Origin of the sequence: Streptomyces sp. NPDC001750, assembly GCF_042892615.1 — a bacterium.
GTDB lineage: Bacteria > Actinomycetota > Actinomycetes > Streptomycetales > Streptomycetaceae > Streptomyces.
The window spans coordinates 29,501-47,408 of record NZ_JBIAUE010000024.1 but is presented as its reverse complement, the minus strand read 5'-3'; the positions used below and the strand labels follow the sequence as shown (position 1 = coordinate 47,408).

Below are 17,908 nucleotides of genomic sequence, written 5' to 3'. Positions count from 1 at the left end.
TCCTGGGCTACCCGTCCGCCCGCATCAGCAGGTGGCCTCGGCGGAATCGTTCGTCCTCGCGGGGTTCGCGCAACATCCGGCCGACTTCGACGAACCCGGCCTTGTCCGCGAGCTCCGCGAGGCCGTCGATCGGCCACCGGTAGGCCGGTGCCGCCTTGTGGTCGAAGAGTGTGACCGGCTCGCCCTCCGACTCGAAGAAGGCGAGCAGGAGGTGGCCGCCGGGTACGAGTACGCGTCGGAACTCGTCGAAGTACGCGGGCAGGTCCCGCGGCGGGGTGTGGATCACCGAGTACCAGGACACGATGCCGCACAGTTCACCGTCGGGCAGATCCAGGGCATTCATGGAGCCGACCTCGAACCGCAGGTCCGGGTGTGCCTCGCGGGCCAGATCGATCATCACCGGCGACAGATCGACACCGAAGACGTCGAGCCCCAGGTCCCGCAGATGCGCGGTCAAGTAACCCGGACCGCACCCCAGCTCGGCCACGGACCCGGAACCAGCGGCGGAACGTGAACCGTCGGCCGCGGTACCCGCGAGTTCGGCGAACGTGGCCAGCAGCGCGCGGTCCAGCGGAAGTACGTCGAGCGAGTTACGGGCGAGCTCGGCATAGCGGACGGCGACGGCGTCGTAGGCACGCGCTGTCGCCACCAGGTGTGAGGACGGGGAGGCGGGCACAGCGGACGAGAGCGAGGACGGAGAGGAGGACGACGAGGACGGAGACGAGGAAGGCAGGAAGGAAGGCTCAGTCATAGGCGGGGACACTAGAGCACCCTCCGGCGTGCCTACGAGTGAACCATCGGTCAGAACAACCTACTTGGGGGCTCCGGACTGTGGGGGGCTCCAGGCTCCGGATCCGCGGCCGCCTTTCGGAGCCTTTGAAGAAACGGGCACTGGTCACCCGTTCGAGCGGAATGCACGGGCGGCGTGGCGACGATTGAGCTCCGATTTCCGAGCTCCGAGCCCCGGGCTCCGAGTGGCGAGCTTCGAGCTCCGGGCTCCGGGCTCCGAGTGGCGAGCTTCGAGAGCCGAGTCCCGAGCCCCGAGTCTCGAAACGAAGATACCGCCCACCCTGCCCTCCTCTTCGCTCAAGGACCCCAATGCACCCGGGGCCCAACGCCCCCACCCGCCACGCCCTGGTCGAATGCGCGGAATGCGCAGTGCCCGGCCCGCCCTGCGCTTCTGGTTCAGGCCGAGGGAATGCGGCGTCGGGTGTGTCCAGGAGCGCGACCAGGAGAGGTACGAACCAGCCCTGGGCGGTTTCACCGTCCCAGGGCGCGGGGGTCGAGGAAAACATCCATGTCAGATCGTGAGCTGAGCCGACGTTGGCCCTGGTAGGCGGCTGACGGAGCGTCGGCGCACCCCCTGGGGGCCCAGGCCGCCCGCTATCGTCACCGGATGCCTGAAGCTGCCGAGAGGTTCGAGACCGCCATGTCTGTCTGGAAGAAGTGGCAGGAGGCTCCTTGGGGCCGCCTGCGCTATGCGATCGGCGAGGCGAACCTGGCCCGCCGCTGCAAAGAACTGACCGACGGACCGCTGCGCGTACTCGACTTGGCCGGTGGGGACGGCGGCGACGCCGTGCGCCTGGCTGCTCGCGGGCACCACGTCACAATCGTCGACTACGCCCCGGCGATGCTCGCCGCGGCGGCCGAGCGGGCTGCTGCCGGTGGCCTGACGGATCTGATCACCTGCGTCGATGCCGACGTGAACGCACTGCCCGCCGACCTCGCCTGTGGGGAGTTCGACGTCGTGCTGTGCCACAACCTCCTCCAGTACGCGGACGATGTCCGCCGTACGATCGCTGCGTCGCTGGCCCCGCTGCGGCCGGGCGGCCTGTTCTCGGTGATGGCGATCAACCGTCATTCGGCACCGTTGACCGTCGCCGTCCGCGAGATGGACCTCACCGCGGCGGTTGCCGCGCTGGACACCGACCAGGCTCGGACACGGATGTTCGACTCAGCGCTGACACTGCACACGGCCGAGGAGATCACCCGTCATCTGGGCGACCTGGGCTGCCAGGACGTGCACCATTACGGCATCCGCAACGTCTGCGACTACATCACCGACGACGCACGCAAGCACGACCCTGCGTTCTACAACGATCTCGAACGCCTCGAACTCGCCCTGACCGCCCGCCACCCCTACATGCACACCGCTCGGCTCTTCCAGCTGACCGCTCGGAAGCACGAGAAGTGACACCCGTGGCGGGCGCGACGGACCGCGCCCGCCACGGCACTACTCCTCGTCCCCGGCGTCCGAGGCACGCAGAGGCCGCAGTCCGCCGGGCGGTCGGGGAGCTGGAAGGAGTACCGCCCGAGCACGTTGATGTGGTGGCACGCGAACGGGCACAGCCGGGAGACGTCCACGTCGCGGACCTCGAAGCCGTCGCTGCGGAGCTGCAGGAACTCGACCGCCACAACAGCTCTCCGAAGATCGACAACAACGACCCACGAAGGCTCCGACGCTTCGTCACCCCAGGTCAAAGCATCAGCCAGACACGAACGTCCTGCGCAGATCTGACACGGATGTTCCTCAGACCCCGGCGCCTTCACCGCGGCAACCTATCCGGCTGGGCGGCAGCTCGGGCACGAGTGAGGGGGTGTCGAGTGGGTCGTCGCCCTGTACCGGACACTGCCCGATCGTGGCGAACTCGCTTTGACGGATGGCTACTTCAACAGAGCCCCCGGCAGTCCTGAGGTGGTGGTCGGGCAGCCCTTCGAACTCTGGCCCGAACCAGAGGGGCAGGGCTACCTCGATGTCAGATCGGATCAAAGTCCAGAATCAGTCATCAATCCACGCGTATGACCAAATTACGCTTAAGCGCAGGAGTAAATCTTCCGGCAAGTGTGGCTGCAAACAGCAACACAAACGTTGGCTCCAGCATTGGCGCAAACATCGATGCAAGCATTGATGCAAACATGGATGCAAACCCTGCCACAACCCCTGCCGCAACCCCTGCCACAAACACTGCCACCAACTCTGTCACGAACATCGATGCAAACATGTGTGCAAGCTTTGATGTAGACACTTGCTCACGCATGAACGTGGATTCGTTATCAAACCCAAGCCGTCCACCGGCCCCGGGCACGGACGACCACAGGGCCCGTCGTCCGGACGTCAGGGGTTCGGGGGGCGATGTCGGAGTGCGATCGCTTCTGCGAGGCGCGCGACGAGTTCCCGAGCCTCGGGCGGGTCGATGACCTCGAAGTGGTCGCTGAACTGGAGGAGTTGGCGTATCCCGTCGAGCCGGTCGTAGCCGACCCGAACCAAGACGGTGCCATCGGCATCGGCGTCGGCCGGTCCCGTGCTCAGCAGGCGTTTGCCGAGGATTCTTTTGGCGATGTCGAGGCGGTCCGCGTCCAGCCGCACGGTCACGACGACGTCCCGCGCGTCCTCCAGGCCCGCACCGAGTGTCCCGGCCAACTCGGTGAGCGTTGTGTTCTTGCGCAGCCTGCGGGGTTCGTCCAACACTTCCCAGCTCGCGAGGCGGCTGAGCGCGTACATACGCGGTTCACCGTCCGTGTCGGCCACGAGGTACCACCGGCCGGCGCGCAGGAGCACCCCGTAAGGGTCGATGGTGATCGACCGGTGGCGCCGGGCGCCGCTGCGTCGGTAGCGGACACGCAGGCGTCGCGCACGGCGCAGATCATGCGTGAGGGAGGCGATGTCCGCCTCTTCGTCCTCGTCCGGGACGAACCAGGCCCGGTGATCGACGGCGACGACCTCCGCCAACGGGATCAGATCGCTCCTCTGCGAGGCCGCCCGCCGCTGAGGGGTGCCCCGCGCCGTGAGCTTGTCGGTGGCGCTGCGTGCGGCGGCTTCCATACCGAGCTTGCGTGCCTGGACGAGGTCGATCCCGAGCACGGTGAGCAGTTCCGTCTCGGTGTCACTCAGGCGGGACACGTCGAGCTGGGTGCCTGGGAGCAGAACGATCCCGCCGTATCTGCCCCGCTCGGTGAAGACGGGGACCTCGGCGGCGGCCAGCGCTTCGACATCGCGCATCACCGTCCGCACCGATACCCCGAACTCCGCCGCCAGCTCCTTCGCGTTGGTGCGCCGTCTCGCCTGGAGAGCGGCGAGCATCGCGAGCAGCCGTTGCTGCCGATTCATGGGATCACCTCGGCTCATGGGTCCACCTCCACGTAAACATGACGTGATGTGTCATGTTTACGTGCCAGTGTTGCGGACACGGCGGCCCGCCCCGACGCGGGCGACTGTCCAGGACGACGGAGAGGCAACAACATGGCGAATCCCAACCTGTTCCTGATCTACGTGGCCGATGTGGAACGGGCCACGCGCTTCTACAGCGACCTGTTCGAGATCGAGCCGGTCGTCACGACACCGCGCTACGTGCCGTTCGAGGTGGCGCCCGGGGTGCTGTTCGCGCTGTGGAGCGGGCGCAGCGAGAACGTGACGCCTGCGACCCCGCGTACGTCCGAGGTCGGACTCATGGTGCCGGGCGGCGCCGCCGTGGTCGACAAGGTCTACGAGCAGTGGCGTGCCAAGGGTGTGACGGTCGTCGAGGCGCCACACGACGAGGTCTTCGGCCGTACCTTCGTCGTCACCGACCCCGACGGCAACCTCATTCGTGTCTCCCCGGTGGACTGACCGCGCGGATCACGCGGGCTGGGCGAGCTGACGGGGAGGAGGAGGTGGTGTGCGAGGAGCCGGGCGAGCAGGCCGGTGCCAGGAAATGCCGCCCTGCATCACGAAATGGGCCGGTTTACGCCTGGCGTCCCTCGTCCACCGATTTCGTCGCCCTCACCGCCCGGTTGTTTCGGCTGCCCCACTGCCGGAACACCATCGAGGCCAGGATCGAGCCGATCACCAACGGCCCGGCGACCCAACGCATCACGGCCGACGGCCAGCTCCACGTCTCGCCGGTGAACCGGCCCACCGACGCGATGGCGAGTGACGCCCCCAGCAGCACGAATCCGAGCCCCCAGGTGCGGGTGGCCCAGACGGGCCCCCGAGCCAGCTCCGGGTACTGGTGGCGCCGATGCGTGGCGGAACACCCCAGCCACACGCATCCCAGGCCCATGGCCAGCATGAACACGTCCATGGCAGCCTCGAACAACTCCATCACGGTCGCGAACCTCCGCCCTCCGCCACATTGAGCAACTTCGAATCGAGCAACTCAAGTTGCGCAACTTCGAGTTGAGCAACCTCGAACACCGCAGCCGGAAGACCCGCCGCTGTGGTTCCCCCACCAGGATGGGCTTCCGGCCGGGCCCATGCGCCTGCCGGAACGGGCAGGGAATACGCCCCGCAGTATTCCGGGACTCGGCAACATGAGCGAGTGCGCGAATGCGCGAGTACGGGGCAGTGGCGCCGGTCCCTGGGACCCGTCTCCGGCCGGTGGGACCGGGTTCGGTCCCCACCGAACGCGGGTCGGCCCTCCATGGAACACGGGTCGGCCCTCATGGACCTCGGCCCCGGCTTGCGGAAATCGGCTTCGACGCCGAGGGGGAATGCTTCTACTGTGACGTGGTGAGAACTCAGGTGATTATGTTGAACGGCGGGTCCAGTTCGGGCAAAACCGGGATCGCCCGGTGTCTGCAGTCCACCTTGCCGGATCCATGGCTCGCTCTCGGGGTGGACACATTGATCGAGACGATGCCCGTCTCCATGCAGGCATCGCAGTCCGGCATCGACTTCGACACGGACGGCGGCGTGAGTATCGGAGCCGAGTTCCGGGCGCTGGAAGAGGCATGGATGGAAGGGGTCGCCGCGATGGCTCGTGCAGGCGCCCGGATCGTCGTCGACGATGTCTTTCTCGGCGGGGTGGAGTCCCAGCAGCGGTGGGGGAAGGCTCTCGGCGGGCTGCACGTGCTGTGGGTCGGCGTCCGGTGCGAGAGCGCTGTCGCCGCAGGCCGCGAGATCGCCCGCGGAGACCGAATCTCCGGTATGGCCGAGTCGCAGGCGGAGGAGGTCCACCGGGACGTGCTCTACGACTTGGAGGTGGACACCACGCACACCGAGTCCCTGGAGTGCGCGCGGATCATCGCCGCCCAGGTCGTGTGATCACGGTCTCGGCGGCCCCCCATCGGCGGCAAACAGGTTCCCGCAGACCACTCGGCCGTCGTCGGTGCCCGTCAGCTTTGCTGGCCCGGCTCGGGCCGTGGACAGCAGCGTAGCGCGTATCCGCAGGTGAGAGTTGCCGCGCTGGTGGAGTGCGGGACGCATGCGGGGTTCGCCGCGGCCACCGGTCCGCTCACCGCGCACGAACAGCATCTCGTCCGGTGATCCGGACGAGGCGGTCTCAGCGACGGTTCCTGCGGATGTCGCGCCGGATCCCCTCGATCATGTCGCGCAGGTCGAGGTGGTCGAGGACGAGCGCCAGGCCACGGGGCCCGCGACACCACCCTCGCCCACGACCTGCTCAGTCGTTGTCTTCGTCGTTGCCTTCGGTGCCCTCGTCGTCAGGAACCCAGCGAGCACATCGCCGCGTTGGCAGTCGAGTGTGCGGCAGATCGCGTCGAGCGTCGCGACGGCGATGACGGATACGGCCTACGGTTGCGGCTTGCGCGCCGGCATCGAGCGGCGCGCGGCGTAGACGAGCGCACCGGCCGCGAGCACCGCGGCGCCGGAGATGACCGAGGCCCACGGGAGTGCGAAGGCCAGGGCCAGGCAGCCGGCCAACCCGACGGCGGGGATCAGGAGATGGGGGCGGCCTTCGTCGGGGGCGAGGCTCCAGGCGGAGGCGTTGGCGATGGCGTAGTAGACGAGCACGCCGAAGGAGGAGAACCCGATGGCCCCGCGCACATCGGCGGTCGCGGCCACCACCGCCACCACGGCACCGACGAGGAGTTCGGCGCGGTGGGGCACCTTGAAGCGGGGATGGACGGTGGCCAGTGCGCGGGGCAGGTGACGGTCCCGGGCCATGGCCAGGGCCGTACGGGAGACGCCGAGGACGAGGGCGAGCAGGGAGCCGAGCGCGGCGACGGCGGCGCCGACGCGTACGACGGGGACGAGCCGGTCGGCGCCCGCGGCCCGCACGGCGTCCGACAGCGGAGCCGACGCCTCGGCCAGCCGCCCCGGGCCGAGCGTCGCCAGGACGGCGACGGCGACGACGGCGTACACCACCAGGGTGATGCCGAGCGCGAGTGGGATGGCCCGGGGGATGGTGCGGGCGGGATCGCGGACCTCCTCCCCGAGTGTGGCGATACGGGCGTAGCCGGCGAACGCGAAGAAGAGCAGGCCCGCCGCCTGGAGCACCCCGCCGACGGTCGCGTCCGAGCCGACGTCCAGCCGGGCGGTGTCCGCGGTCCCGGAGGTGAGGGCGGCGACCACCACGGCCGCGAGCACCGCCAGGACCAACGCGACGATCGCGCGGGTCAGGAGCGCGGATTTCCGTACACCCGCGTAGTTTACGGCCGTCAGCGCCACCACGGCGGCCACCGCGACCGCGTGCGCCTGCCCGGGCCACACGTACGAGCCGACCGTGAGCGCCATCGCCGCGCAGGAGGCGGTCTTGCCGACCACGAAGCCCCACCCTGCCAGGTAGCCCCAGAAGTCGCCGAGGCGCTCGCGACCGTAGACATAGGTGCCGCCCGAGGCCGGGTATCGGGCGGCCAGCCTCGCGGAGGACGTCGCGTTGCAGTAGGCGACCACGGCGGCCAGGGCCAGGCCGATCAGCAGCCCGGAGCCGGCCGCCCGTGCTGCCGGGGCGAGGGCAGCGAAGATCCCCGCGCCGATCATCGATCCCAGGCCGATCACCACGGCGTCGGTCACGCCGAGCCGCCGCCGCAGTTCGTCCGGCACACCGGTGGTCGACGGCTTGTTCACGGGCGTACTCCTCGGCGGCAGGCCACACGGGTCATGGTTTCCGACACCGGCAGACGATAGAGGAGCTTCGGGCAGGCTCCCACGGCCACTGCCCCTGCGCCGCCTGGCCCTTGCGATGTGCGGTGAGCCATGCGCCACATGGGTCGGGTGCCTGGACGGCTCTCCGGCGATCTGTTCCCCGCGTGAGCGGGGGATGGTCCCCCGCGACGGGCGACCCCCGATGGTGGTTCGACCGTCCCCGCGTACACGGGGACGGTCGGGGGAGCCGGCCCTGAAGGGGTTGCGAGTGGTGGCCGCTCGCACCCCCTCGGCCGGCGGTGTCGGGGCCTTCGGGTGGTGCGCTCAGGGGCGTCGGCTTCAGTCCGTCTTGCGCGTCCCCTTCTGCGGTTCTCGTAAGAGGTGGACCAGGGTGGCGCGAGCGCGGGCCACCCTGGAGCGGACCGTGCCGATCGGGCAGCCGAGGGCCCGTGCCGCTTCGGCGTACGGCAGGCCCAGCATCTGGGTCAGGACGAAGGCGTCCCGCCGCTCGGCAGGAACGGTGGCCAGGAGTTCGGCCAGCGCGACTCCGTCGTCGAAGCCGGGAGTGCGCGGCTGGCGGTGCTCCACCAGGCTCTGCCAGTCGTCCCGGTCGTAGAGCCGGGGTCGCGCGGCGGCGTGGCGGAAGCTGTCGACGACCGTGCGCCAGGCGATGGACAGCAGCCAGGTGCGTGCGGAGGAGCGGCCCTCGAAGCGGTGGAGGCTGCTCAGCGCGCGCAGGAACGTCTCCTGAGTGAGGTCGTCGGCGCTCTGCGGGTCCGCACTGAGGTGGGCGACGTACCGCCAGACGTCTTGGTGAAGGACGCGGACGAATCGTTCCACCGCAGCGGTGTCGCCGTGACGGGCGGCGATGGCGACACGGGTGATCTTCTCATCTGTTTCGGCGAGCGACCGGGCGGGCGTTCGTCCGGGTGCGGGCCGCACCCGGTGGGCGAGGGCAGGGGGCATCATGACGTGTCCTTCGGGATGTCGGTTCCGGCGCGCGGGGCGCGGCCGGTGAGCGGTACGGCCTGCCGGGCGGCATGACCGATGCCCGAGGCGCGGCGTGAGGCCCGCGCGTCGGGGTGCCGGCTGTCAGACGACAGCGATCCCGACAGGAGGCCCGCGCGTCTCGCGGGACGAGGCGAGGAGGAGGCGGCGAGGTCTGGTGGCGGTGTGCCGACGGCGCGGGCGCGGGGACGCCCCGCTGGGCGACGGCAGGAGACAGAAGACGAGGCGCAGGGGCGCGGACAACCAGCCCGCGACGGCGCGCAGGGCGCGGAACGCGACGCGTTCGCCGTGTGCCAGCCACAGACCGCACAGCAGCGCGGCGAGGAGGTGGGCGGCCAGCATGCAGAGAGGTGCCGTGCCGGACATGTCGTGGACCGCGGACATCGCTTCCGACCCCGTCCCGTGTCCGTCCGGCATCATGCCGGCCGCCATGTGTCCGGTGTGCGGCGTGCCGTGCGACATGCCGTGAGCCGTTGCGTGGCTGCCGGGCATCGCGTTGTGCGCCGCGTGCTCCGCGTGCGTCATGGCCTCGGCGACACGGTGCTGGTGTTGGTGCTCACGGACGGGGCCGTTCGTCGTCGACGTCATGGAGGGGATCGATGTCATCGAAGGCGTCGACTGCATCGAAGGCGTCGATGACATGCGGCAGAGCAGATGGTCGGCCCATGTACGGAGCACGGAAACGCCCGGAGGCCGTGGCGCGGTCAGGGCCTGGCTCAGTGAGAAGGCCGCGTGGAGGCCGGCTTGGGCCGTCACCGTCGCCGCCGTCACCGTGGCCGTGCCACGCTCGCGCACGGCGAGGGCCCATGCCGCCGTACCGGTCACCGCGAACGCGGCGGCGAGGCCCGGCCCGGCGATCGGCGAGCCCGACATGAGGATGTGGCCCGTGGCAGCGAGCAGCACGCACGTGGCCGCGAAGATCGCGGCCCTGAGCGCTCGGCAGCACCGGCCCGTAGTCATGGCGGGGTCATCCTCGCACCCGCCGTCGGCCCTGATCGGGTCGGTGCGCGGATCGGAGGAGTGGCCCTCTTCGTCGCGTCGGTGTGGCGCGTGCCACAAAGAGGGGCGGGAACTGGTGCGGCGACGCGTACGACTTCTGACGGCAGGCCGAGTTTGACGGCAGGCCGAGTTTGACGGCAGGCCGAGTTTGACGGCAGGCCGAGTTTGACGGCAGGCCGAGTTTGACGGCAGGCCGAGTCTTGCGGCGGGCCCACGTCCGCACCACGGCAATGGCGAGGAGGTGCGCATGGGCAGGGACGGGCCGGAGCGGCTCGGCTCGGGCGCGGGTGGTTCGAGGCCGGGCGCCTGGGCCAGTGACAGTGGCGCCTGGGCCAGTGACAGTGCGGTGGCCGGCTGTCGGCGAGTTGCCGTTCTCGAACACCACTGGTCGCCCCCCGGTCAGGGCGTTTCGGCTCGGGGTCGGTCGCGTCGTGCGCCCGCCCCGCCGTCCGCGACCTCGCTCTCTTCGCGGCCACCGAAGTCAGCCCATCACGTCCCCCGGACGACAACCACCATCTCCCGGACCACAGACGTGCCGCGCCCCCCGATCACCTATGTGCCGGGTCCCCGGATCACAGACGTGCCGCGCCCACACGGCGCGGCTCCCGCTTCTCTATGACAGGAGAGCCATGAACCGCAGAAACGTGCTCCGCGCCTCCACCGCCCTCGGTGCCGCCGGGGCCTCCGCAGCCGTGACGGGCACCGTCGCCACCGCGGCCTCGGCGGATCCGTCGGCCGCTCGGACGGGCGCCAGAACGCTCCGACCGGGCGCCCGGCCGCTGCGTGTGCACGTCGTCATGTTCGACGGTGTGGAGGAACTCGACTTCGCTGCCCCGTACGAGGTGTTCTCCGCCGCCGGGTTCTTTACCGACCGGGCGATCGACGTCCGTTACGTCAGCGCCACCGGCCCCGGCACGGTCCGGGCCTCGTACGGGACGGAGATCCGTGTCGAGCACGGCTGGTCGCCGCATCAGGCGGACATCCTGGTCGTGCCCGGTGGTGGCTACGCGCGCCGGGACAGCCCCGGGGTGTGGGCCGAGATCCGGCGCGGCACGCTGCCCAAGGCCTTGGTGGCGGCGGCACGGAGAGGGCTCACGATCAGTGCCGTGTGCACCGGCACGATGATCTTGGCGGCCACCGGCCTGACCCGCAACCGTCCCTGCACCACTCACCACAAGGCGCTGGCCGACCTGGAGAACCAGGGAGGCATGCTCAAGAACGCCCGTGTCGTGGACGACGGCGACCTGGTCACGGCAGGCGGCATCACCTCCGGGCTCGACCTCGCCCTCTGGCTCGTACGCCGGGAACTCGGCGCGAATGTGGCGACCGAGGTCGAGGCGATGCTGGAGTACGAGGCGCGGGGCACGGTCTGGGTGCCCGACGGGCGACGGTGAACCACGTGGGATGTGAAGCGGGGCGCTGTGAGGCGCAGCGTTGTGAGGCATGCGCTGTGAGGCGGGGCTCTGAGGCAGCGGGGCTGTGAGGCGTGGCTGTGAGACAGCGGGGCTGTGAGGCGTGGCTGTGAGGCGTGGGCTCTGAGACAGGGCGCTGTGGCGGGTGCTCTGAGACAGAGGCGGACTCCCTGTCCCCCGCCTCCATTCCCCTCATGCGCCGCGACGGGGGCCGCGCCGGGGGGCCGGGCCAAGGGGTCCGGGCCAGGGCCTCGGCGCGGCCCCGGGCAGGAGCAGCGTCAGGCCAGAATGCGCAGGGACTTCTCGACGAGTGCGACGAACGTCCTCATCCACTCGGCTGCGACGACGCTGTCCGACCGGTCGGTAGTCCGCGGAGAGGACAACACGCATGACCGTACAGAACGTCAACTCGCCGTCTTCGACGACTGGTTCGAAGCGGGCCCGCGTCAGCTGGCCCGCGTCAGCCGGTCCGCGCGGAGGGCCGCGCGGAGGGCCGCGCGGAGACAGAGGTGCGGAATCGTCCGCCTGCTCCCGCTCGGCTGCCTCGCGATCGCCTTGCCGATCCGGGTTGCGGGGCGACCACTTCGACCCACGACGCGGCGGGTCCAAGCCGGTTCACCTGAGGCATGGCCACACCGGCGATCGATTGCAGTCCGCTCGCAGCGGCACAGGATTGGATCCAAAATCCAGTTCTGGGATGACGCTGGACGGGATTCAATGGCTGTGCCTATGGTTTTGGGATCCAGGGCTTCAGAGATTTCCATGTATCTCATGCTTTGCAGGTGATCCACACGCTCTGGAGGCTCTGCGTGCTTCGCGCGGCCACGTGCCCCACGTGCCCCAGGTGCCCTGCGCGCGTCGCGTGTGCCATGACTGCTTGAGGAGGAGTGAGATGAGCGGCGGACTGCCGGGCCTGGCCGGTGTCGATCACATCGGGTTCACGGTCCCCGACCTCGACGAGGCCAAGGCGTTCCTGGTCGACGTGCTCGGGTGCGAGTACATGTATTCGCTCGGCCCGTTCCGCGATGACGACGGGAACTGGATGGCGGACCACCTCGATGTCCACCCGCGCGCGGTCATGCGGCAGCTGCACTTCTTCCGGTGCGGTGGGCAGGCGATCTTCGAGGTCTTCGAGTACGCCGCGCCCGGACAGAACACGACCCTGCCGAGGAACAGCGACATCGGCGGCCACCATGTCGCCCTGTATGTCGACGATCTCGACGCCGCCGTCTCGCACCTCCGGAGCCGGGGGGTACGCGTCCTCGGCGAGCCGACGACCAGCGGTGGCCCCAGCGAGGGGCAGCGCTGGGTCTACTTCCTCGCCCCCTGGGGCATGCAGTTCGAGCTCGTCTCGTACCCGGGCGGCAAGGCCTTCGACCGGCAGCGAGCGGCCGGATAGGCTCCGGGCGTGCTGGGGGAGAAGGTGCCGGGGAAGAAGACGAGCGCTCCGGAGCGGAAGGACGCGTCGGAACGCGAGACCGCCTCGGCGCACCGGACCGTGCCGGAGCAGTCGGACAAGGCGGTCGGGGGCCCCTCGGCCGGGGCGACCAGCCAGCGGATCGCGCACCATCTGCGCGAGGCGATCCTGAACGGCGAGATCGCGCCGGGGGAGCCGATCAGGCAGGAGAAGGTCGCAGAGCGCTTCGGCACCAGTCGGCTGCCGGTACGCGAGGCCCTGCGCATCCTGGAGGCCGAGGGCCTGACCGAGCACCGGCCGAACCGGGGCGCCCGGGTGCCCCGGCTGGGCAGCCACGAGGTGGGCGTGGTCTACCACATGCGCGAACGACTGGAACCTCTCGCGCTGGCCGAGAGCCTTCCGCACCTGACGGAGGACGACTTCCGGGCCCTCGACGAGATCCAGCGGCGGATCGAGGCGGCCGACGATCTCCTCGAATTCCTCGCGCTGGACCGGGAGTTCCATCTCCGCAGCTACTCCGGCTGCCGGACCGACCATCTCTCCTCGGTCGTCGTCCGCCTGTGGAACTCCACCCAGCACCACCGCAGGGTATTCATGCGCCTCGGCGGCTCCGGCCGGCGATGGGTCGTCAACGCCGAGCACCGACTGCTGCTGGAGGCCATCGAGCGACGCGACCCGGTCGACGCCGGACGCGTCCTGGAGGGCCACATCCGGCGCACCCGCGTGGAACTCTCCCAGCATCCCGAGGACTTCGACGGGTGAGGAGGCCACGGTTCTGTCCGCGGCCTTGGCCCTCTCACCCATCCGTCTCAGGCCCCCGAGGAGCGGCGTCGCGGGTGACGAACTGCCCCGGTGACACCTCGGTGATCGGCTTCAACGACCTGCCGTTCATCGACAAGCTGTGCCCGCCGCTGACCTCGGTCCACATCCCCCACCACAAGAGCCGGCCGTCCGACGAACCGGCCCGGCGGAACCGGCCCGACGGGGGGCTGTCGTGATCGACATCGACCCACCAGGCATGCTGGACTTCCGGTAGCGGCCGACAGCGACGCGGACGAAATGCGGCCACCGCCGGGCCCGGCACACCGTGCCCGGCACGCACGACGGAGGAGGGGAGGGCGAAGTGCCTGAGCGCACACGCGAGTTCGGGAAGTACGGTGCCCAGGGCGTCAAGGGCCACGAGTTGGTCGCCCGGCGGCTCGACGAACTCGCGGGCGGCATCACTACCCCCATCACCGCCAAGCGCGGCCTGATGGCACGCCTGCACTACCTGACGAGGTCGGCCCACGCCCGCGCGGCGGCCTGGGACGCCGGCCTGACCGTCACCGACCGCACCCTCAAGGCATGGCTGGACGGCAGGCGCAGCCCTTCGCGCAAGAACCTCGAAAGGATCGAGAGGGCCTACCGCACGGTGCGCCGCGCGAATGTGGCCCGATACCTGCTCCGCCGCCTCAACGCCGAGGGACGCGGCACACGCGTCGAGATCCACCCCCTCAACCAGTCCCAGGTGCCGCGCCCGCGTCAGCGATACCTGGAGTTCCGTACGCTCAACATCCGCCACTGGGACCGGATCGTCGACGCGTGGGTCCGAGAGGACGATGCCGCGCTGGACGCCGCGTGGGTGGACCAGATCGTCGACCTGGGCTCGCAATGGGGACAGTACGAGTACTGCACCAACATCGGTTTCGCCGCGTAGCGACTCGCAATGGCCTGTGACGGTTCGTAACGACTCCTAACGGAGTGTGGGACACGAGGTACGGAGCGCAAGGCGCGGGATCCAAGCATGCGGGGCGCGGGGCCCAAAGGATGCGCGGCGCGGGGCAAGGGTGCGGGGTGCGGGGCAAGGGTGCGGGGTGCGGGCGTGCTCACTGAGCGCCGCACGTCGACGGCGTTCCGCCATTCGCCGCGAGTGACGTGACGGACGTTTACCTGTTGCGGGTTCACTCGTTCGGCCCTGGCCATCCCTTGTGACGCGGGGGTGTCGTTACCCGATCGGGTGATGTAGTCCCCTCCAGCGAGCTAATCCGATGATGATCGTGATGTGATCCATTTCGGAACTTTCGTCACCTGATTGGAGAAACATGCGCATTCGAACCGCTATGGCCGCCACTGCTATGGCCGCCTCGGCCGTTCTCGCCGGCGCCGGTGCCGCCGCCGCCGACGCCGGTGCGGGGGGCGCCGCCATCGGCTCCCCCGGCGTTCTCTCCGGCAACGTCATTCAGCTCCCGCTCCACGTCCCGATCAACGCCTGTGGGAACAGCGTCAACGTCATCGGTGTGCTGAACCCGACGTTCGGCAACACGTGCGCCAACTTCTAGTGCATGAGGGGTACTGATGCCGCCGGGAGCGGCACTGGGACGGTGACCGTGTCAGTGCCCGCCCCGAACAGCACGGTGCCCGATGCCTGACGCATGACGCAGGGTCCGCCCGGGATCACCCGGGCGGACCCACGTGTGTGCGGCGTTGTAACCCTACGGCCCGCGCCCCGCCCGAGTTCTCGTTCGCACCGGGCAGCCGTCAGCGCGATCCTGGCGAGGAAGCCGTTCATCGGAGGGTGGTTCGGCCACCGGCGACGCGTACGGCCTCATCGAAGTACGCGCGTTCACGCGATCCCTCAGGGGCTCCGAGAACCGCGAGCCCCCGGTCCGCGAACGGCCGGAACAGCCGTCCGTGCCGGAGCACCGTGTCGGGGCCCGGGGCGCCGGTGTCCTCGACCGTCGTGAGTGGCAGGGCGCGCGAAGCCCCCACGGTCATCGTCACCGCCCAGCGGGTGATGTCGTCCTCTCCGAGCGGAAGGGGCGCGAAGCGCACGCCGCTCACCTCTTCCCAGGCCGCCCGGCGACGTGACCACGGTCGGAGGACCGAGACCCCGGATTCGTCGAAGCACACGGCGAACCGGCCTCGTAGCGCGAAATGCACCACGACCGGCAGCACCAGGCAGGCGGGGAGGAACCACCATGTCGGATGGTCCCCCAGAAAGCCGAGGGTCCCCGCGACGGTGACCAGAACCCAACTGATCGCCGTCTCGGCGCACAGCCACTCGACGTGCAAAGGCCCTTCCAGTACACGCACCTTCACCGCTGCCGTCACGTCCGCATCCCGTCGCATCTTGTCGCCCGTGTCATCGCTCATAGCGCGGTCAACGTACCCACCGCGACGCGCCGACGCCATGAGCACGCGTACTCAACCATGTTTGGCGCACAGCAAGTTGGGACGTCGAATGGAGATGCGCAGGGTTCTGCGCCCCGGCGGGCTGCTGGTGATCAGTGCACGCCCCTACGACGAGATCCTGCGCGACCGCCCCGCATCGACTGCCTCGCAACTCGGCTCGACGCGGTGGTGGTCGGCACGGCGGTGGCCGACACGGAAGCGGTTGGCCCAGGAGCGGCTGGCCCAGGAGCGGCCGGTCCGGGAGCGGCCGGTCCGGCGTGCAGGTAGCGGCTGCGGACCGCGGTGACGATCTCGGCGCTCGCCTGTCCGGTGCCGTAGGGGGAGGGGAGCCGGGCCAGCCGTTCGGCACCGGCCTCGTCGTCGAGCAATTCCCGAAGTACCCGGGCGAGTTCGTGGCCGGGCTGGGCGAGGCGGGCGAAGCCGGCCTGGACGGCCTCGGGGCGCTCGGTGGAATTGCGTACTACCACGAGCGGGCGCTTGAGCACGGTGCATTCCTCCTGGATCCCGCCGGAGTCCGACACCAGCAGGCGGCAGTGCTGGGCCAGGGCGAGGAAGGCGGCGTGGCCCAATGGCTCGATCCGGCGCAGTCGCGTGATCGACGTGCGCAGGCCGTACGCGTCGACGGCGGCCCGGGTCCGGGGGTGCAGCGGAAGCAGCACCGGTAGGTCCATGGCGGCGAGTTGGTCGAGGATCTGGGCGAGCCTCGCGGCGTCGTCGGTGTTCTCGGGGCGATGGATGGTGGCGAGCACGTAGCCGCCCGGGACGACGGCGTGCTCGGCCACGATCCGGCGGACTTCAGCCTCGGAAGGCAGGGATTCCAGGGTGGCCTCGACGACGGTGTTCCCCGTGATCACCACCCGGTGCGGATCGATGCCCTCGCGCAGGAGGTGCGCGGCCGCGGTCGCGGTGGGCGCGCAGTGCAGGTCGGCGAGCGGGGCGATGAGGCGGCGGTTGGCCTCCTCGGGCATGGCGGGGTCGAAGGAGCGCAGTCCGGCTTCGACATGGACGACGGGTATGCCGACGCAGTGCGCCGCCAGCGCGCCGGCGGCCGCGGTGTTGGTGTCGCCCTGAACGACGACGGCGGCCGGGGGACGTGCCGCGAGGTGGTCGCTCAGCGCGCTGACCATGCGGCCGATCTGCTGTCCGCGTGGTTCGCCGCCGACGTCCTTGAGCCGGTGGTGCGGACGAGGAAGACCGTACTGCGCGAAGAAGGCGGTGGTGAGGGCCGGATCCCAGTGCTGGCCGGTCCAGACGACGCGGGCCTGTGGACCCAACAGGCGGACTACGCCGGCGAGCTTGACGATCTCCGGACGGGTTCCGAAGACCAGGGCGACATCGGTCGGGGACATGGCGCTCCGAAGGGGCGAGGGGAGAGGGGCGATGCGAGAGGTGTGGTGCAGAAGGCAGTGCAGTATCAGCAGACAGTACGAAGGTGATTCGAAGAAATATCCGAAAAATTGGCCAAAATCACCCGAAAGGCTCAATGCAGTGTTGATCCGGCCTGGAGCAGGTGTGTCCGCCTCAGGATCGGCCGACTCGACGACTCGACGACTCGGCCGGGACGGGGTCAGGGCGGCCGGGACGGCCGGGGTGTCGTGAGCTGTCGGTGGTCTCTCCTTGTCGCACTGTGAGCAATTACGGCAAACGGGTGAATCTCGAATGAATGTGCACAGTTTTAGTCGGAACGGATGATTTCTGCGGCAATATGCGGGCTTGTCCGATCTCGTGAACTTGCCTGAAGCGAGAGGAACTAGTCATGTATGGGCCCATAGTTGGGGGTCTGCCCCCTGCCGCTGCCGGGGGCGGCGTGCTCGCCTCCACCGGTTCGCCAGGTCTCGGCATCGCGGCGACCGCCGCGACCGCGCTGGTGCTGCTCGGCGTCGTGCTGGTCCGGCGTAATCGGCTGGCCGTCCACAAGGCCGATCCGACCGGTCCGACCGGTCCGAGGCGCGGCGGCGCGTAACCAGTCGCCGCCGTGAGCGGATGGATCGGGCGGTTCCGGGCGGCCCCGGGGGAGGGGCTGCGGCGGACCGCGAACCAGCGTCGGCCGTGTCGTCGGCTCGACTCGTCCGGAGCGCGTCCGGGGCCGGCCGCAGC

At 69.7% G+C, this 17,908-nt stretch carries 19 protein-coding genes; 10 read left to right on the top strand and 9 right to left on the bottom strand.

The window, feature by feature from the left end:
* Positions 1-7 precede the first annotated feature (7 nt).
* Complete coding sequence (locus ACFYY6_RS29730; RefSeq protein WP_351520745.1) at positions 8-649, bottom strand: methyltransferase domain-containing protein; 642 nt, start codon at positions 647-649, stop codon at positions 8-10.
* A 747-nt stretch (positions 650-1,396) separates the two neighbouring features.
* Between ACFYY6_RS29730 and ACFYY6_RS29725 the strand changes: the two genes are divergently transcribed.
* Positions 1,397-2,194 carry a methyltransferase domain-containing protein gene (locus ACFYY6_RS29725; RefSeq protein ID WP_351631573.1) on the top strand — a complete coding sequence of 266 codons (798 nt, stop codon included), beginning with the start codon at positions 1,397-1,399 and terminating at the stop codon, positions 2,192-2,194.
* A 592-nt stretch (positions 2,195-2,786) separates the two neighbouring features.
* Here the strand turns inward: ACFYY6_RS29725 and ACFYY6_RS29720 are convergent.
* Both ACFYY6_RS29720 and ACFYY6_RS29715 read right to left on the bottom strand, forming a co-directional pair.
* The gene (locus ACFYY6_RS29720) at positions 2,787-3,038 is read right to left on the bottom strand and encodes a hypothetical protein (protein ID WP_389196519.1); all 252 of its coding nucleotides are present in this window, start codon (positions 3,036-3,038) and stop codon (positions 2,787-2,789) included.
* A 77-nt stretch (positions 3,039-3,115) separates the two neighbouring features.
* Positions 3,116-4,108: a helix-turn-helix transcriptional regulator gene (locus ACFYY6_RS29715; RefSeq protein WP_389196517.1), complete on the bottom strand. Its 993-nt coding sequence runs from the start codon at positions 4,106-4,108 to the stop codon at positions 3,116-3,118.
* Between the two features lie 132 nt (positions 4,109-4,240).
* Between ACFYY6_RS29715 and ACFYY6_RS29710 the strand changes: the two genes are divergently transcribed.
* Positions 4,241-4,606, top strand: a complete 366-nt coding sequence (locus ACFYY6_RS29710; protein WP_351520749.1) for a VOC family protein — start codon at positions 4,241-4,243, stop codon at positions 4,604-4,606.
* Between the two features lie 115 nt (positions 4,607-4,721).
* On the opposite strand, the gene ACFYY6_RS29705 is transcribed toward ACFYY6_RS29710, so the two are convergent.
* On the bottom strand, positions 4,722-5,081 hold the full coding sequence (locus tag ACFYY6_RS29705; protein ID WP_351520781.1) for a hypothetical protein: 360 nt from the start codon (positions 5,079-5,081) through the stop codon (positions 4,722-4,724).
* Between the two features lie 407 nt (positions 5,082-5,488).
* Here ACFYY6_RS29705 and cpt point away from each other — a divergent pair, with 407 nt between their 5' ends.
* Positions 5,489-6,022: a chloramphenicol phosphotransferase CPT gene (cpt, locus tag ACFYY6_RS29700; RefSeq protein ID WP_351520750.1), complete on the top strand. Its 534-nt coding sequence runs from the start codon at positions 5,489-5,491 to the stop codon at positions 6,020-6,022.
* Positions 6,023-6,508: 486 nt separating this feature from the next.
* Here the strand turns inward: cpt and ACFYY6_RS29695 are convergent, their stop codons facing one another.
* From ACFYY6_RS29695 to ACFYY6_RS29685, 3 genes are all read right to left on the bottom strand, one after another.
* Positions 6,509-7,786, bottom strand: coding sequence for an APC family permease (locus ACFYY6_RS29695; RefSeq protein ID WP_351631562.1), 1,278 nt, complete (start codon positions 7,784-7,786; stop codon positions 6,509-6,511).
* A gap of 357 nt (positions 7,787-8,143) precedes the next feature.
* On the bottom strand, positions 8,144-8,773 hold the full coding sequence (locus ACFYY6_RS29690; RefSeq protein ID WP_351520753.1) for a sigma-70 family RNA polymerase sigma factor: 630 nt from the start codon (positions 8,771-8,773) through the stop codon (positions 8,144-8,146).
* 123 nt (positions 8,774-8,896) lie between these two features.
* Positions 8,897-9,772, bottom strand: a complete 876-nt coding sequence (locus ACFYY6_RS29685; protein WP_389196515.1) for a hypothetical protein — start codon at positions 9,770-9,772, stop codon at positions 8,897-8,899.
* Positions 9,773-10,440: 668 nt separating this feature from the next.
* On the opposite strand from ACFYY6_RS29685, the gene ACFYY6_RS29680 reads away from it, so the two are divergent.
* From ACFYY6_RS29680 to ACFYY6_RS29655, 6 genes are all read left to right on the top strand, one after another.
* On the top strand, positions 10,441-11,205 hold the full coding sequence (locus tag ACFYY6_RS29680; RefSeq protein ID WP_351520757.1) for a DJ-1/PfpI family protein: 765 nt from the start codon (positions 10,441-10,443) through the stop codon (positions 11,203-11,205).
* 910 nt (positions 11,206-12,115) lie between these two features.
* Entirely contained in the window at positions 12,116-12,622 is a 507-nt protein-coding gene (locus ACFYY6_RS29675; protein WP_351520759.1) for a VOC family protein, read from the top strand.
* 9 nt (positions 12,623-12,631) lie between these two features.
* Positions 12,632-13,402: a GntR family transcriptional regulator gene (locus ACFYY6_RS29670; protein ID WP_386609251.1), complete on the top strand. Its 771-nt coding sequence runs from the start codon at positions 12,632-12,634 to the stop codon at positions 13,400-13,402.
* 74 nt (positions 13,403-13,476) lie between these two features.
* A complete protein-coding gene (locus ACFYY6_RS29665) occupies positions 13,477-13,638 on the top strand; it encodes a hypothetical protein (protein WP_386609252.1) in 162 nt (53 codons plus the stop codon).
* A 125-nt stretch (positions 13,639-13,763) separates the two neighbouring features.
* Positions 13,764-14,336 (top strand): transcriptional regulator, encoded by a 573-nt coding sequence (locus ACFYY6_RS29660; protein WP_351520763.1) that lies wholly within the window; start codon positions 13,764-13,766, stop codon positions 14,334-14,336.
* A gap of 385 nt (positions 14,337-14,721) precedes the next feature.
* Complete coding sequence (locus ACFYY6_RS29655) at positions 14,722-14,958, top strand: chaplin (RefSeq protein ID WP_351631545.1); 237 nt, start codon at positions 14,722-14,724, stop codon at positions 14,956-14,958.
* Between the two features lie 226 nt (positions 14,959-15,184).
* Here ACFYY6_RS29655 and ACFYY6_RS29650 read toward each other — a convergent pair whose 3' ends face one another.
* Together ACFYY6_RS29650 and wecB are read right to left on the bottom strand one after the other, a co-directional pair.
* On the bottom strand, positions 15,185-15,772 hold the full coding sequence (locus ACFYY6_RS29650; protein ID WP_351520765.1) for a hypothetical protein: 588 nt from the start codon (positions 15,770-15,772) through the stop codon (positions 15,185-15,187).
* A 131-nt stretch (positions 15,773-15,903) separates the two neighbouring features.
* A complete protein-coding gene (gene wecB, locus ACFYY6_RS29645) occupies positions 15,904-17,160 on the bottom strand; it encodes a non-hydrolyzing UDP-N-acetylglucosamine 2-epimerase (RefSeq protein WP_388652025.1) in 1,257 nt (418 codons plus the stop codon).
* A gap of 407 nt (positions 17,161-17,567) precedes the next feature.
* Between wecB and ACFYY6_RS29640 the strand changes: the two genes are divergently transcribed.
* The gene (locus ACFYY6_RS29640; protein ID WP_351520768.1) at positions 17,568-17,774 is read left to right on the top strand and encodes a hypothetical protein; all 207 of its coding nucleotides are present in this window, start codon (positions 17,568-17,570) and stop codon (positions 17,772-17,774) included.
* The last annotated feature ends 134 nt before the right edge of the window (positions 17,775-17,908 follow it).

Bases quoted from the DNA above. Each gene is read 5' to 3' on its own strand.
- ACFYY6_RS29675 (WP_351520759.1), top strand. From the start codon at position 12,116: ATGAGCGGCGGACTGCCGGGCCTGGCCGGTGTCGATCACATCGGGTTC.
- ACFYY6_RS29655 (WP_351631545.1), top strand. From the start codon at position 14,722: ATGCGCATTCGAACCGCTATGGCCGCCACTGCTATGGCCGCCTCGGCC.
- ACFYY6_RS29640 (WP_351520768.1), top strand. From the start codon at position 17,568: ATGTATGGGCCCATAGTTGGGGGTCTGCCCCCTGCCGCTGCCGGGGGC.
- ACFYY6_RS29720 (WP_389196519.1), bottom strand. From the start codon at position 3,038: ATGCGTGAGCAAGTGTCTACATCAAAGCTTGCACACATGTTTGCATCG.
- ACFYY6_RS29650 (WP_351520765.1), bottom strand. From the start codon at position 15,772: ATGAGCGATGACACGGGCGACAAGATGCGACGGGATGCGGACGTGACG.
- wecB (WP_388652025.1), bottom strand. From the start codon at position 17,160: ATGTCCCCGACCGATGTCGCCCTGGTCTTCGGAACCCGTCCGGAGATC.
- ACFYY6_RS29690 (WP_351520753.1), bottom strand. From the start codon at position 8,773: ATGATGCCCCCTGCCCTCGCCCACCGGGTGCGGCCCGCACCCGGACGA.
- ACFYY6_RS29715 (WP_389196517.1), bottom strand. From the start codon at position 4,108: ATGAATCGGCAGCAACGGCTGCTCGCGATGCTCGCCGCTCTCCAGGCG.
- ACFYY6_RS29725 (WP_351631573.1), top strand. From the start codon at position 1,397: ATGCCTGAAGCTGCCGAGAGGTTCGAGACCGCCATGTCTGTCTGGAAG.
- ACFYY6_RS29705 (WP_351520781.1), bottom strand. From the start codon at position 5,081: ATGGAGTTGTTCGAGGCTGCCATGGACGTGTTCATGCTGGCCATGGGC.
- ACFYY6_RS29680 (WP_351520757.1), top strand. From the start codon at position 10,441: ATGAACCGCAGAAACGTGCTCCGCGCCTCCACCGCCCTCGGTGCCGCC.
- ACFYY6_RS29710 (WP_351520749.1), top strand. From the start codon at position 4,241: ATGGCGAATCCCAACCTGTTCCTGATCTACGTGGCCGATGTGGAACGG.
- ACFYY6_RS29685 (WP_389196515.1), bottom strand. From the start codon at position 9,772: ATGACTACGGGCCGGTGCTGCCGAGCGCTCAGGGCCGCGATCTTCGCG.